The organism is Shewanella sp. GutDb-MelDb (genome assembly GCF_002836075.1).
In the GTDB taxonomy this organism is placed as follows: domain Bacteria; phylum Pseudomonadota; class Gammaproteobacteria; order Enterobacterales; family Shewanellaceae; genus Shewanella.
This window is the reverse complement of record NZ_PJBM01000139.1, coordinates 1-15988: the sequence shown is the minus strand read 5'-3', so window position 1 is coordinate 15988 and position 15988 is coordinate 1. Positions and strand designations below refer to the sequence as shown.

The window sequence follows — 15988 nt, the reverse complement described above, 5'->3', positions numbered from 1 at the left end:
GACACACTCCAGTTGTAATTATTTAAGTTACCCCAGCTAAAGCGCCACCAAAAATGAAACATTTACATTACAAACAAGAAGATTTTACCCTAACGCAGAAAAACGTCATTCACTAAATTAGAACAAGCACTTACAACTGGATCGCTGATAAACACTACAGTTAAGTACCCACTAAGTCGTACCTCTAACTAGGTATTTGTTAGATTTTTCTTATTTTGTTAACAACTCACTTTTGTAAATTTATTGATCACACTCACGTTGTTGTTAATAAAATGTGTAGCAACAACATCCCTCATGTTAATAATGCACCCGTTCCATATTAATAAGACTAGATGAGTTTAATAATATAGAAAACAAATTAGACAAATCTATAGTACAAATAAAAATAAACATTTTAACGCATAAGATAAATCTAAATAAGTAAATAATCAAAAGTAAAATAACAAATATAGTTATTTAAAGGAGTTATGATGAGATTACAAAAGCTTGCTATCGCTGTAGCAGTAATGACTGCATTATCCGGTTGTAATAGTGATGACGATTCAGCTAAGACCTGTTCTGATGGTACCATTTTAGATACAAACACTAATACTTGTGTCACTGTTCCACCTGTCGTCGTACCGCCAGTCGTCGTACCACCAGTCGTAGTGCCACCAGTAGCGACTGATTTCTACAATAGCGACAACTGGAAAGAAACCTTCCCTGATCAGCATACTACTTGGCTAGAAACTGAAGAAACTAACCCAGTATCAGGCGTACCAACTGATATATTGGAAATAAATCCAAACCTAGTGAGTGCATGGGCGGGTTACGGTTTTGCTAAAGACTACAACCGCGCTCGCGGTCACCAGTTTGCACTAACGGACATTATCAAAACTCTTCGTACTGGCGCTCCACTGGTAGGTCACGACGGCGTCGTTGTTGGTGAAGCGATGAAAGCAAGTTGCTGGTCTTGTAAATCTCCTGACGTAGCCCGTATGTATGACGAGGTTGGCGAAGGGAAATTTGCTGATAACGGCTGGTCTGTTTGGGGCAAAGAGATGACTAACGTCATTGGCTGCGCCGACTGTCATGAATTAGGCGAAAATACACTGCGCCTAAGCCGTCCATACACAGAACGTGCAATGGACAAAGTTGAGCTTACCTTTGCGGCTCAAGACCACACTGTTCAAGCTGGTCAAACTTGTGCTCAGTGCCACGTAGAATACTACTTCGACGGCGGCGATTCTAAGAAAGTACGTTACCCGTGGGATCATTGGGTACCCGCTGTTGACACCGATTACGCAAATGTTACTGACTACCAAGGGACTGATAATCTTTATAAAGGTTACGCAGCAGAAGCTCAGCTAGCTTACTACGACAACATCGACTTTAAAGATTGGACTAATGCCATCTCTGGTGCACCGTCGCTAAAAGCGCAACACCCTGAGTTTGAAAACATGTCAGACCGCGCTAAACACAAAGGACCAAACCATTTAGAGTTTAGCTGTAATACCTGCCATATGCCTAAATCGACTAACTCTGAAGGCCAAGAGTACTCAAACCATAAAGTCACATTTGACGCAGACAAGCTACCCGCAAATTGTACTGCTTGTCATAATGCCGACTATTTAGATATAGACACTATCATTGCTGATCGTAAAGCTGAAATCGACAAATTGCGTTTTGAAGCAAACGGTACCGACCCTCGTCTAACCGAAGTACATTTCAAAGCACAAGCAATTTGGGCTGCAAATGGCATTGAAGGTCTAGACGCTGGCAAAACTATTGGCGAAGCTAAAGCGGCCTATGAAGGCGCACTTGCTGCAGGAAACGAACTGGCTACTGAGATGAACAGCTTATTGGGTCAAGTGCGTAACGCACAATGGTTCTGGGACAGTGCAACCGCATCTCACGGTATCGCTGCGCATAACCCTGAAGAAGCTAAACGCTTACTGACTAAAGCTAATGCGATTCTAGGTGCAGCTATCATTGAAGCTGATACCTTGCTAACTAAGTACGCACCAGAGTATACGTACGACGCTACTCAGTACGATACTAAAGCAAAAGTACAACCTCTTGCTGGTCTTAATTTAGAAGCTATGAAAACAGCTAAAGACAAGTTCGTTGAAGAGCGTGTTAAAAAAGAATGGCCTGCTGAGCTACGTTAATCACGAATGTAGTTAAGTAACCTATTGTCTTCGACCTAAAATGCCAGTCCTCCCACCGACTGGCATTTTTTTTATCTCTGCTATTTATGATTATTTTTCCATTAAGAACGGAAGGTCAATAATCACCACCGCATTAGCGAACTATGTTGAGTTCACCTTTCCTATCGCCATCATCACATCGATACCCAAATGAAAGATCAGTAGTTAAGCAACACATCAATTAATAATTACTTAACACATCATTAAAAATAGTAAACTATTCTTACCTTTCGATTGGTTTTAACATTCACTGTCGAATCTTTATTGTTACTTGTTGTTACTTGAATATACCCCACCTATTCCTGTTCTCCATTTAATCAATAAACAGGAAATCAAAGTAAATGAAATCAATAACTTTAAGGCTAACGCCAATAAGTTTACTCATATCAGTGGCCCTGGTATCTTCATCTTTTGCCTATGCTCAAGCTAAAGATCTCGATCCGCGTAGTGAGCAGTATGCTAAGAAGTATCCAAAACAGTACCAAAGCTGGAAAAAACCACTGATTACAGTGACAAACCAGATGAAGTAGCTGAAGACCCAAATCTTGCAGTCTTATGGGCAGGTTATGCCTTTTCAAGAGATTATACCCGCGCCCGCGGCCATCAGTACGCCGTTACCGATCTCAGAGAAACGCTCAGAACCGGTACACCTGATGCAGAGCATCCAGACATGATGCCAATGGCATGTTGGAGCTGTAAGGGACCTGATGTACCAAGAATGATCACTGAGCAGGGAGAAGATGGATTCTTCGAAGGTCAGTGGAGTAAAGGTGGCCCTGAAGTCGTCAATACTATCGGTTGCCAAGATTGCCACGAACCTGGTTCGTCAAAGTTACGTATGGCTAGACCTTTTGCAGAGCGAGCCATGAAAAGCATTGGCTTAACTTGGGAAACCGCTGGACGAAAAGATAAACAAGCTATGGTCTGTGGACAATGTCATGTCGAATACTACTTCGAAGGCAAAAACAAAAGCGCTAAATTCCCTTGGGATAACGGCGTAAAAACGGACCAAGTTGAAGCCTACTTTGACTCAATAGAGTTTACTGATTGGACCCATCAACTCTCGAAAACACCAATGCTCAAGGCACAACATCCAGACTACGAGACTTGGAGTCAGGGGATACATGGTCAAAACAACGTTACCTGTATTGATTGCCATATGCCAAAAGTGGTCAATAAAGAAGGACGTAAATATACCGATCATAGAGTAGGCAATCCATTCGATCGTTTCGAACAGACCTGCGCAAATTGCCATGATCAAACTAAAGCGCAGTTACAAGATATTGTCGCTCAGCGAAAGGCGAAGATTGATGAGCTGAAGATGAATGCTGAGACGCAATTAGTGCATGCTCACTATGAAACTGCAGCAGCGCTTGCGGCGGGCGCTACTGATGAAGAAGTTCATTCGATTCAGCAAGATATACGTCACGCGCAATGGCGCTGGGATCACGCTACCGCTTCACACGGTATAGCCATGCATAACCCTGATGAAGCACTCAGAGTTTTAGGCACTGCTATCGACAGAGCAGCTAACGCCCGTATTAAGCTTGCCAGATTATTGAGTAGCAAAGGAGTTAAACAACCCGTCGCTATTCCAGATATCTCAACCAAAGCAAAAGCACAAGCGGCTATTGGCTTAAACATGGACAAGCTAAACGCCGAAAAGGCCCATTTTATTGAGACAGTACTGCCTCAGTGGGATGAACAAGCTAAATTACGCGAAGCAATATACGACAAAGAGTAACGTTTAAACGTATCTCGCTCACACGGAAGTGAGCTACTCAATTTTTCAATGACACTCTTCCGCGATAATCCCCTCTAAAAACCCAGAAAAACCGCTATCTGCTGTAGCGATACTTGAAACAGATTCAAGCTCAGGCGATCCCCAGTATATTAACCATGTCGAATCTCTACTGACATCACGCTGTCAGTAGCCCTGCTATATCCTTGCTGTGTCGCTGAGCCAAGACCTTCATCTCGAATGCTCTCTCAGCTCATACAAGGAGTTCATCATGTTACCTAAAGCAGCCTTAGTTTGGGGCGAGATCCCCGTTACCGATATGGATAGAGCCGTCGCATTTTACACTCAGCATTTCGGCGTCAGTTTCAGACGTGAAGTGATGAATGATATGGAGATGGCCGTGCTAGAAACTGAAGATAAAGACGCCGCCAGCATCGGGTTAGTGAAACATGAGATGATGCAGCCGTCAGCTCATGGTACTGTGCTTTACCTTCATCTGAGTCAACAGCTCACTGGACTGGTGGATAAAATAGCCCAGGCAGGGGTTAAAGTGTTGCTGCCAGTGATGCCAATAAAAGACGGTGAGTGCGGATTCATTGCGCTATTTCAAGACTGTGAAGGCAATACCGTTGGCCTTTGGTCCCAACAAAAATAAAACAAAGTCGCAGGCTTAGGCACTGCGCTTGAAATCCATATTCAACGGAGAGAGCATGAGTAATATCATCAAGGATGTCGTTTCACCTGAGCGGGTAACGAAAGCCCCTGTCGAACTTGTTGGCTTAATCACAAGGACAAGTAATCTTGCCGAGCAGCATGTTAGCACTCAAAAAATAGGCCCTCTTTGGCAGCGTTACTTTACTGAGCGGATGCAAACACACAGCAATATTCAGCTAATGTATGGTGTCTATTACGATTATCAATCGGATATGGAGGGGGAGTTTTCAGTGCTAGCTGGAACCACTGCTACGCAAGATCAGATTTGTGATCTTACGTTAATTGCAGGCGAGTACCTTAAGTTTAGTGCGCAAGGAGAAATGCCCCAATGTGTGGTCAACCTCTGGGGCGAAGTATGGCGCTATTTCGCCTCCGAAAAATGTGAATATCAACGCAGTTACCTCACTGATTATGAAATGTATTTAGATAACAATGGGGTTGAGATCTATATCGGCATTAAGCCCTGAGGCTAACCCTACTTTGCCAAACGAATAATAAGAGCCAAGTTTAATCTAAGATTGAATTTGGCTCTGTTGTTTGTCAGCATGATTAAGCACATATTGAATGGAGTTGGTATAACATGCGCCGCGCCGATAGATTATTTCAGTTAGTTCAGATCCTACGCCATCGCCGCTTAACCACGGCCAAAGAGCTGGCCGAAAGGCTAGAGGTATCAACTCGAACCGTTTACCGTGATGTACAAGACCTCTGCTTAAATGGCATTCCAATCGAGGGGGAAGCTGGCGTAGGTTATCTTCTGCGGCAAGAGGTGAATGTGCCGCCATTAATGTTTAATGAAGCTGAGCTTGAGGCGATTCAGGTCGGCATGCGTATGGTGCAAGCTTGGGGTGGAAAAGAGCTGGCCAGCGCCGCTAAACAAGCAATGATAAAAGTCGAAGCGGTATTGCCTGCACGGCTGCAAGAGTACCAATCTTTGATGTTCGCACCTGACTTTTACATCGATACCGATGAGCTTCAGTTTCTCGATCAGCTACGAAAAGCATCTCGATTAAGAGAGTATCTATTGATGGATTACCGCGATGCCAAAGAGGACATAAGTCAAAGGGAGGTACGCCCGCTGGCCATCTATTTCTGGAAAGGCACTTGGACTCTGCTGGCATGGTGTGAGCTGCGAAATGACTTTCGTAATTTCCGAGTCGACCGAATTATAAATCTGGCAGGGTTAGCGCAACACTTTGCCGTATCACCAGGTCAAGAGATGCAAGATTACATCACATTGATGGAAGCCAAGCATGGCTAGTGCCAAAATAAATATACTGCTGGAAGCTTTGTATGATGCGTGCTGCTGTAGATAACTGCATCAATAACAAGAAAAGCATCTGCGCATAGTTAGAAAAGATATTTTTCCACAAACCCATCTCCCAAAGCCACAACAAACTTCATCCCCGCTGGATAAAGAGCAACAACAGCAAGCAATCGAATAAGCAATAATACAGAACCTTACTGACAGCCTCCCTTTTTTCCACGCCCATTAGTGTTAATAACATCGATGCTGCATTGATTTAACTTCTGATTTTTATAAAGAATACTATCAGAAGAGTAACCCGTGAATTACTTGGCTATATTCATTATTCGAACTTATTGCCATTACCTGTATCACGATATCAATGCGCAGCTGGCTATGACTCAAAGTTGATTTCAGACACATCAAATAAAGGAATATAGTATGAATACGCCTCCAACAGGGAATGTAAGCACATTAGTGGCTACGCTACTTTTGTGTATATTGGGCAACGGTATGGCGCAGGCTGCACCAGCTGAAGATGTATACAAAGAGAGTCAATCAGTACTGCTCGCTAAAGCGGCAACAATTACTCCTCCCCTCCCCACATATAATTGCAGCGCTAAGGCTAGCTGGTTTACATCGCCGAGCTTTCCCTCTGAGGTCGCGCAAAGTAATGGCCCTGGCGACAGCTCATTTTGTGATTTTTATCAATTTTCATGGCAAACATTCGCCTACTTAATGGCACAATCTAAAAACGATCCAAGTGTGATCAACTTTCAAGATAATACCCAGTTTAATCAGCTTGAGTTAAATGCCGATGGCACTCCAGGCAACTCTTGTGACGATATACATGACTCCCAAGTACTGTTTATTCGCACCGCCAAACATGAAGAGAATGACACCGACATTGTCATTCCAGAGATGATTGGCCAAGCGGGAGGCGGTGCGACCATTTACGATCAAAATGGCAATGTGGTCTATTACGATGTGCGTTTTAGTAAAAACATGTGTGAAGTGAAAAAAATCCAACAGAAACAGAATTTCCCCGGTGGAACCACTGAAATGAAAACCGCCTGGAAGGTGCTTACTGACAGTGACGACCCAAGTCAGTACGTGACAATGGATGCCAATATTACTCCTGTCGTGTCAGACCAAAGCGACAACAAGCTCACCAAACTGGGCATGATAGGGTTTCATATCGCTGTGGCGACACCAAACCACCCTGAGTTTGTTTGGGCTACTTTTGAGCACAAGGTCAATGCACCAGATTGTACTCTGCCCGATGTCACTAAAGGCTGGTCTTTTGCTAGCCAAGCTTGTGCTGCTGGCTTAAAGAACAACCAAGCTATGTGCCAATTTAATAACCCCACTAAAGGCACTGAGATCACCGGAACACCATCACAAATATGCCGCATGTATCCCTACGGCTCCTCTGTAATTGATCCGCAATTTGACGAAAATACAGATTCAATTAAGACACTGAACGCCAATGTTCAACCCTATTTAACGGATAATTTTAAGGTATTGAAAAACTACTTCAATGTCGGTGCATTATGGGTAAGTGATATTCAACAAGGTTCATACACCACACCGACTGATGGTCAGCCAACAACGCAAATAAGTAACCAAAGAGGCTCGTTACGACTTGCGAATACGGTAGCTGAAACTGAATATCAAAATATTAATACTGCTGCGATAAACCTTAATGGAGACTCATCACCTTCTGCTGGATTTGTTTCTAACTGCTTCGGTTGTCATAACTTTCAAGGTAAAGAAAGCGGCATCAGCAATACCACATCCAATAGCTTAAGCCACATTTTTGATGACATTGCAGTAGGCTCTAACCAGTGCCTAGATGTGCAAGCAGCTAATATCATCAATAGTCAGGTACAAGCTGAAGCTGAGTGCCCTAGCACCTGTGGAAAATCCTCAACGTTACTGAAATGGAATGGTCAATGGACCAATCAGAATGCCACGACAAAGGCGCAATTAGGCAAAACTGTTTGCGGTTGTTGTAATAAATAACTATTGGGCCGATACCAACTGCTCGCAGTTGATCATTTATGTATTGATATTTTGTTCATCATCACTAAAAGGAAATTTGTATGAAACTACCAACACAATCGCAACCCATCGAACGTAAGACTTACACTGCTAACTCAATGACCATCGGCGCCAATGCCGGTTTTACTGAGATAAAAACAGCCAAGCCAGCACCAATCAGCGCAAAAAAAACGGCACCCAGCTTACTCGGTAAGGCTTAAGATTGATGACAGTAATAGCTCGGTATATGGGCTATTACTGTTGCCATTCTGCAACGCTGTTAGAAAACGAAATAGTAACGGCCAGCAGGGTTGGACTATTCACCTCTGAGTCACTAATGATTAGATCACATGAAATAGTAAAGGAAGATTATTCATGACAAAACATACACACGATCATGCTTGTACACACTGTGGCTGTAATGACCCGTTTGGTAAGAGCTTACTCAATGCAATAGTAGTAGAGACTGATATTAATGTTGAGGTTTCTCTACAAACGCTGCCACTGCCCAATCAGACTGATAAAAATAGCAGCAAACCACTCATTATTAGCGGCGGTACCATACGCCCAGTCACACAAGGTGATGCGGATAAAATCGTTGAAGCAATAGGGGCGATAGACGGTAATATTATCGCAGTGGGTACACTGCAACATGTACAGACAGCCGTTGAATTTGCGGTCAATCAAAAGAAACAACAAATTGGCAAAGATGTGAGTCAACAGGTGCGTCAAGAAAGGATAAACGAACTAACGATTACTCACCAAAAACTAACCTCTGACCAAACTCTGCTCCCTGGATTAATTGACCCCCATGTTCATACTTGCGGTGATGCACTGATAAGCAAATTCACCTCCTTTTCTGGCATAGACAATCAGATGATGAGGCCTGATTACAACTTAACACATATCAGGAATACGCTCAGTGATGCGATTGCCAACTACAAAGACAAAGACAAAGAAATAACAAATAACACTTGGGTTTTGGGAAAGGATATAGATCCCTCATTCATGCCTTTTGATGGAGACTTATTAACCACTCTCAAGCTAACCACCTTAGACTCCCTTAACGACGCAACTAAAGAAGACCCAAAGTACCCACTCGCCATTCTCAGTGCTTCATCCCATACATTATATATCAACACTAAAGCCTCAGAAGCGACCTGGGATTTTTGGCACGGATATGACGATAGTAGCTATTCGCCGCCAGAAAAAATTGACTCACTTGAAGCGTGGTTATCAAAAACCAGATATACCACGTATCAAAGCTTTGCAAACAAAGCGGGCGCTCCTACCAAGGTCACAAAAGATGATTTTGTTACAAACCATAATGGCCAACTGCAAGAAATGGAGCAAATACTGTGGGCTCTGTGTGCAATTCCAGATGATCAGCTCGCGCGCTATATCAACTTAGACAACGTAAAAAAATCCCTAAAAGCGTTGAAAATAGAGGCGCTTGAAAAAGGGATAACCTTTTTATATGATGCAGCGTTTAGCAAAGAACAGCAAAGTTTGCTGCTCACGCTAAAAGATAATGAGTGTTTACCGTCAGTGCGTATTGGTGGAGCGCTAGAATATGCTGATTTAAACGGTATATTGAAAGCGGGTGACTGCCCGAAGACATCCGAGTATCAATATGCTTTTACCGGTAATATTAAGTTAGTTTCAGACGGCTCCAATCAAGGCTTAACCGGCTACCAATATCAACCATACTATTGCTACCCCCCAAAACCTGAAAATGTCTATGAGGAAAAGTCTAAAGGAATATTCAACTTCAACATGGAGACCGATACCACCCAAGCCGACATGGCGAATAATCTCTCCTTCCCAGTGATGGTAAGTACCGCCATCAACCTGAAAGGCTGGCCACTGATGATCCATGCCAATGGTGATAATGCCATCGACAATACCATTGAGGTTTATAAAACCGCATATAACATTGCTATTGATATCGGTCACACGCCACTAGACTGGGCCAATATGAGGCATAGAATTGAGCACTGCTCACTGCTTGATATCTACAGAATTGAAGACATGAAGACATTTTCACTGCAGCCCAGCTTTTTAATCGGTCATGTCGGTTATTGGGGTTATGCATTTGAACAAATCATTTTTAAAGAGCAAGCAAGAAAAAGTCTCGATTTATGTCATTCATCAATCAAATCAGGTGCCAAAATCACCCTCCACAGTGACTTTCCTGTATCACCAATTGGCACCCTGCGTCTGATGGAGCAGTCGATGACTCGGATAACAGAAGCGAGTCCTGCGATAAAAGAACACACAAAAATGTTCATAAAAAACAAAGAAATAATGCCAATTAGTAGTCAAGATCAAGATAGAAACACATTAAATGTAAGGGAACGTTTAACCGGTTCACAAGCATTGGCCGCCGCGACATACAATGCCGCATGGCAATGCCATGCCGACGCGTGGGTGGGGTCACTCGAAATCGGAAAATTTGCCGACTTTGTGATCCTCAAAATAGACCCTGTGACAATGAAAGATCCGTTCTTGAGAATGCGTGATACCGAGAATGTGCTTGAAACATGGATCGGCGGCGAAAAGGTGTTTTCACTCAACACTAATAAGATAAAAGACGATGATAGATCTGATGTGGGTATAAATGTGGAGGTCGATGTAGAGGTGGATGTGGAAATTAATAGCCCTGTGTGTTCAAGCTAAGTAGCGCTAGAGCTAGCCAGCAGTAACTTGCAGATCTCCGGATAAACTTGAAAGATGAGTTTATATCGGAGGTCATTTCACCCCGCTCTCACTCCCTGAGTCAATCAATTTAGAAAACGCTATTCGCTATCTATTAACAATCTTAAACAGACAAACCACTCTGTGACACTCAAAAAGTATCTGCACTATCGTTAACGAAGTATCAAGCGGATTGCTAAATCCGCTATTAGCCTAGATCGGACAATATACCTTTTGTGTTGGTATAGCGACAGCATACAGTCAATATCTTGTAGCCTAAAATGCCCTTGGACTTAAAACTCACTTAGAGCAAGAACCACAACACACACCATTGTCACCATGTTTTGCATTTTCAGCTTTTACGGCAGCATTAGTCGCGTCAACTTTTGCCGCTTTTTCGACTGTCTTGGTAGGTGTTAGTACAGAAGCCTGACTCTCTGATTTATTCAACCCAAATATTTTTTTGAATGATACTGACATATAAACTCCATAACTTATTAAAGGTGTATTTTTAAAGCATGTTATAATTCCCGAGTAATTTAGTCAACTATTAATCGCTCTCTTTGGCGCGATTTATAATGATGGTTTGTCGTCGCTAACCAAGCGCCAAACTGAATTGCTATAAGGACTCGTTTAGGTGTTCATCGCTGATAAGCAAAGCCATAGCGTCAATCGCAGCCAAATAGTCCATCATCAACAAGGGATTTTCTTTCATTGTTAAAGTGAGTGACACTATCTTCTAGCTATCGATGGGATAGGCATTAAAAAACCCCAGTACTCTTGACGAGTAACTGAGGTTTATTAGTGGGTAACCCACTCGAATGCAGACCGTTCTACACTTAATGATTAACTAACGAATCTTAGTCTCTCGACCAAAATACTCTTTAGATTCATACTTCTTAATCACTGAGTTTAATGATTCAGGATTATTATCCATGACCAGCTTATGCGAAATCGCACTTAATGAAATCAAGATGTCTTTGCATTCCATCCTTGCTTGCATAACAGTGTAGGAAGCTGTGCTTAACACTTGAGAGATCAACTCATGATTTTTTCGGTACAGTGACAAGATGAAGTTGATGATTACCGAAGCACACAAATCCTGATCTTCAATTTGACTCGGTCTAACCACTTTTTCTAAAAAGTCTTGTTCTTTGCCTTCAGGAACAAATCTTTGCACCCAGTCAAAATAATCCTCGTCAAAAACGATAGATTTGATAGGTCTCATGAGGGTGTCATTTGAAGATGTTTGCTTGATTAACGCGTGACGTTGTTCATCACTTAGATCTTTAAGCTCATCACCATATTCTGCATTAATCAAGTTAACGACATTTTCTAACTCTTTTAACAGTCGTACATTGCCAGAAGAAACCCGATTATATGCCTCACCGACCTCATCGATGTTTTTCTGGAAGACACCAATATACTTATCACCTTCATCAATAGCATCAAGCAAGGGGATCAGGCTATAACGCCTAACTTGAATTGACTCATAAAAACGACCAATCTCTTCACGTATATTGCCTAATCTATCAATCGCATTTGTAAGAAAGTCACTGTCAGTTTTAATGGCTGAATTTAAACGAGAGTAATCAAACTCGCCATCAACTTTTTTAACACGGTTATCAATCATATTTTCGAACTTTTGAGATTCGTCTATCAATATTGAAAATTGATCTTCCATCTCAATCAGCACATGCTGAACCTTCTGTAGGCTTGTCGATCTCACTTGTTGATTGATGCCTCTGACTTTTTCTGCTTCTGTTTGCTTTTTTTGACGAACAGCCCAAGTAATGGCTGCACCGACAATCGTCAAACTTGTTGCCATGTCGAAGCCGAGTTGAACATTAGTAAACCATGGACTCATCATTTTCCCAAAATTTTGAATTTCTCTATGTTGTAAAAGTTATAACCTGTTTACTAACTAAAGTCATCGAAGCTGAAACAAAATTCCAACAAAGTCTATAAAAAAGCTAATCAAAACCGTCAACTACCCCTCATTCCGCACAAGAAACACGCAAGAATATAGCCTGAGATAAATAATCACTGTCTGTTTATTTATCATAAAACTAGAAATATTAAGAGACGAACGCAACGTCCTAATTAACTAAAGAGTGAGTGAACTGGAGAAGTTTGTCCCGGTACAAAAACTTGCGTTATGAAGCAGACAAAAAGCACGGCTGTCTTTGCGAAAGCCAACGCTGCGGCCCTTTAATGAAAAAAGTGTAAACAAAGGGGATTGGCACCTTTGTTTACACTTTGTCTGTGGAGCAGTGCCTTGGTTTTATTATTGATTATGATCTAACTTCTAACAGCTTAAAACCTGCTTAAAGGTAGATACCATAGGGCTTGTAATGCATATTATGCTAAAATCCCCCTATCAGCTTTATGAATGTGCAACACAACTCATTTGTTTGACTGAGCGTAGTGAAACGCTACTGTGATTAACTAATGAGGATACAAGATATGAGTAAATTAAATGCTGAAGAGCGTAAAGTCCGAGATAACGACCGTTTTTCACAACGAGTCGATGAGCGCAGAGTAAAGGGCGAAGACGTCGTTGCTTACGTACTTGCCAATAATAAAGCCTTTAAGTTTCTGACTAAAGAAGAGAAATTCAGCTTTAAGGAAAGACAAGCAACGCTTCAACAAGAAGCCATTGTCAAAGCTAAACTTAGAGAACAGCAAGAGTTAGAAAGGATTCAAGCGGAATTTACTGAAAAGTAAAACACGATAAACAGCCATAGTGAGTTAATTATTATGGCTGGATCATGTTCAAAAAATTTATCGGCTCAAGGGCCTATGCAGATATGTGACGCCTGCTAAAGAGCTCATATCCCTTGGTTGCTTATACTTGCCGAGCATCGATAATATTTTATCAAATTCAATATGTAGCTTGCTTAATTCATCTCTTTTAGAGGTACAAGTACCAGCCTGATAACTTCTTATAATGTCCCGCGCTACAGTGTGCATAACGTTATAGGTCTGTTCCAGTTCATTAATCCATGAGCCATCGAATAATTTATCTTCTCTTAATCGTCTAACCCATTTATCAAAATGACAATCCATATTACCGATATCTGTTTGACCCTTTGAATTCTCTTGCATCAAATTTTCTATGTTTTTAAGCCAGTGTTTGAGTATCAATTCAAGTTGTTTTACTCTCCTGACTTGCAGCGTCATTTCCTCTTGACTGCTTTCTATCCAAGCTTGGTTGGGTTTGTACTCTTTAATCCAGTCAGCAAGTTTACTTGCCTGCATAGGTTTTGATATCGCATAACCTTGTGCATAGTGACAGCCCATCAAAAGTAACATCAGCCCATGCTCTGTCGTTTCGACACCTTCTGCAATAACGTGTCGGTTAAATGACTTAGTGAGCCCAATCACACCGTCAATGATAGAGAAATCATTTTGATCTATTAATACATCTCGAACAAAACTTTGGTCAATCTTGATTGTGTCAGCAGGAAGCTGACAAAGATGGGACAGTGATGAGTAACCAGTGCCAAAATCATCCAGCGCAATTCTTACGCCTAAATCATTACGACAAGCGCGAATAATATGACTGATCCGCTCAACATTTCCTAAGGTGCTACTTTCTAAAACTTCCAACTTGAAGTTACGAGAGTCGATATTATGATGACGATTAAGCGCTTCATTAAGACTGTCAAAAAAGCCTTTATTTAAGAACTGCATCGAAGAAACATTCACACTCATTTCTAGATTAATGCCTTGGTTATTTAATCGCTCAAGCTGAACCATGGCTTGATCAATTACCCAGTCACCAACTTGGATCTCTATTTCAGTCCCTTCAATAAGGGGTAAAAACGCCATTGGAGGGATAAGTCCTTTGTCTGGATGTTGCCAACGAATTAACGCTTCAACTCCAATTATTCTACCTGAGGCCATATCCACTTTCGGTTGGTAATATAGACACAGTTCATTGTTGATTAAAGCCTGCTGTATTTCTTGTGATTTTACATGCCGCAGGGTTACTTCTTGAGCTTGCTCTAAATCAAAGAACTGGTAATTTTTTTTCCCTTCTTGTTTCGCTTGATACATCGCTTGGTCAGCTTGACGTAGCAGGGTATCTAGCTCCACACCATCTAATGGCGATAAGCTGACCCCAATGGAGGCACTGATGTTGATGTAGCGTTCGTCAATAAAATAGCTTGCACTGACCGAGTGAATAATTCTATCGAGTATCTCATAACATTGAGATGTGGATTTTATATCGCCTAGGAGCATAGAGAATTCATCACCACCGAGACGCGAAACAGTGTCTTCGGTTCTTAATGCTAATTCAAGGCGATGGGCGACTTCAATCAGTAGTTTGTCACCTATATCATGGCCAAAAAGGTCATTAACCGGCTTGAAGTCATCTAGATCTAGGAAGCAAACGGCAAGTAATGTGCCTGAACGTTTTGAGTGAGCAATGGCTTGATTAAAACGATCGAGTAGTAGTGTTCGGTTAGGGAGTCCTGTCAGGGCATCGTAATGAGCCATTCGGCGCATACTCTCTTGCTGGCGTTTACTGTGTGTTATATCAGTGAACATACCTAGATAGTTAACGATGCGGTCTTCAGCATCTTTCAGTGAGGAAGTGGTGAGCAATTCCACGTAAACCTCTCCACTCTTCCTACGATTCCAAACTTCTCCCTGCCAATAGCCCTGCTCGGTGATTTTTTGCCACATTTTGGTATAAAATTCAGGCTGATGTCTACCCGAACTTAACATATTAGGATTTTGACCTATGACCTCTTCACGACTGTAGCCAGTAATGTTTGAAAAAGCAGGGTTAACGTCGACAATCATTTTATCAGCGTCGGTGATGATTATGCCTTCATGAGTGTCACTAAAAACCCGAGATGACAGTTTCAGTTTTTCCTCTAATCTCTTATGTTCAGAAATATCAACAATACTCACTGGAACATTACGGAAATTATTTGTCGACGATGGTGTTTGAAATGAAATAAGTGCTTTAATTTCTTTGCCATCTAATGTCTGAAAATTAGCCTCAGATAGAAAAGTTTCTTGTTTCGTCCAGATGGCACACATTTCATCAATAAAGACATCAATCGCATTTGTACCAAAAGTTTGGTCAATTTTGCTAATAAATTCTGCTTGGTTTTTTGCACCAAAGAGTTTTAAGGTTGCATTATTAACAGAATTTACTTTAACCATCGCCACAAAATCCCAAGCTAAATCTATATTCGCATACAAATATGTTCTTAGGTCAACGATCCCTTTCTGTCTCAAATCTTCTAGTGCTATGACAACCGTAGAAAAGTCTTCACTCCAAATAGAAACTTCAGCGTTGTTGAAAATAGCTTCAAAGCGTTCTTCACTTTCATTGCG

The 15988-nt window shown here is 41.7% G+C and carries 11 protein-coding genes and 1 pseudogene; 9 read left to right on the top strand and 3 right to left on the bottom strand.

The window, feature by feature from the left end; translation table 11 throughout:
- Positions 1-470 precede the first annotated feature (470 nt).
- The 8 genes and pseudogenes from CXF82_RS05715 (at position 471) to CXF82_RS05685 (ending at position 10612) form a co-directional block, all read left to right on the top strand.
- On the top strand, positions 471-2150 hold the full coding sequence (locus CXF82_RS05715) for an ammonia-forming cytochrome c nitrite reductase subunit c552 (RefSeq protein WP_101093501.1): 1680 nt from the start codon (positions 471-473) through the stop codon (positions 2148-2150).
- Between the two features lie 389 nt (positions 2151-2539).
- Positions 2540-3933: pseudogene (nrfA, locus tag CXF82_RS05710) on the top strand (ammonia-forming cytochrome c nitrite reductase).
- 268 nt (positions 3934-4201) lie between these two features.
- The gene (locus CXF82_RS05705; RefSeq protein ID WP_102043804.1) at positions 4202-4585 is read left to right on the top strand and encodes a VOC family protein; all 384 of its coding nucleotides are present in this window, start codon (positions 4202-4204) and stop codon (positions 4583-4585) included.
- Between the two features lie 55 nt (positions 4586-4640).
- Positions 4641-5111, top strand: coding sequence for a GyrI-like domain-containing protein (locus CXF82_RS05700; RefSeq protein ID WP_102043803.1), 471 nt, complete (start codon positions 4641-4643; stop codon positions 5109-5111).
- A 113-nt stretch (positions 5112-5224) separates the two neighbouring features.
- Entirely contained in the window at positions 5225-5905 is a 681-nt protein-coding gene (locus CXF82_RS05695; protein ID WP_102043802.1) for a helix-turn-helix transcriptional regulator, read from the top strand.
- Positions 5906-6331: 426 nt separating this feature from the next.
- Complete coding sequence (locus CXF82_RS05690) at positions 6332-7915, top strand: mannan-binding lectin (protein ID WP_102043801.1); 1584 nt, start codon at positions 6332-6334, stop codon at positions 7913-7915.
- 80 nt (positions 7916-7995) lie between these two features.
- Complete coding sequence (locus CXF82_RS22270; RefSeq protein ID WP_180961173.1) at positions 7996-8154, top strand: hypothetical protein; 159 nt, start codon at positions 7996-7998, stop codon at positions 8152-8154.
- Between the two features lie 154 nt (positions 8155-8308).
- Positions 8309-10612, top strand: coding sequence for an amidohydrolase family protein (locus CXF82_RS05685; protein ID WP_102043800.1), 2304 nt, complete (start codon positions 8309-8311; stop codon positions 10610-10612).
- Positions 10613-10930: 318 nt separating this feature from the next.
- Here CXF82_RS05685 and CXF82_RS05680 read toward each other — a convergent pair whose 3' ends face one another.
- The gene (locus CXF82_RS05680) at positions 10931-11110 is read right to left on the bottom strand and encodes a CCGSCS motif protein (RefSeq protein ID WP_101093495.1); all 180 of its coding nucleotides are present in this window, start codon (positions 11108-11110) and stop codon (positions 10931-10933) included.
- Positions 11111-11480: 370 nt separating this feature from the next.
- Complete coding sequence (locus CXF82_RS05675) at positions 11481-12497, bottom strand: hypothetical protein (RefSeq protein WP_101093494.1); 1017 nt, start codon at positions 12495-12497, stop codon at positions 11481-11483.
- A 599-nt stretch (positions 12498-13096) separates the two neighbouring features.
- Here CXF82_RS05675 and CXF82_RS05670 point away from each other — a divergent pair.
- Positions 13097-13357 (top strand): DNA polymerase III subunit epsilon, encoded by a 261-nt coding sequence (locus tag CXF82_RS05670; protein WP_101093493.1) that lies wholly within the window; start codon positions 13097-13099, stop codon positions 13355-13357.
- 57 nt (positions 13358-13414) lie between these two features.
- Here CXF82_RS05670 and CXF82_RS05665 read toward each other — a convergent pair.
- Positions 13415-15988: sensor domain-containing protein (locus CXF82_RS05665; RefSeq protein ID WP_145991658.1), on the bottom strand; the 2574-nt coding region annotated here is incomplete at its 5' end.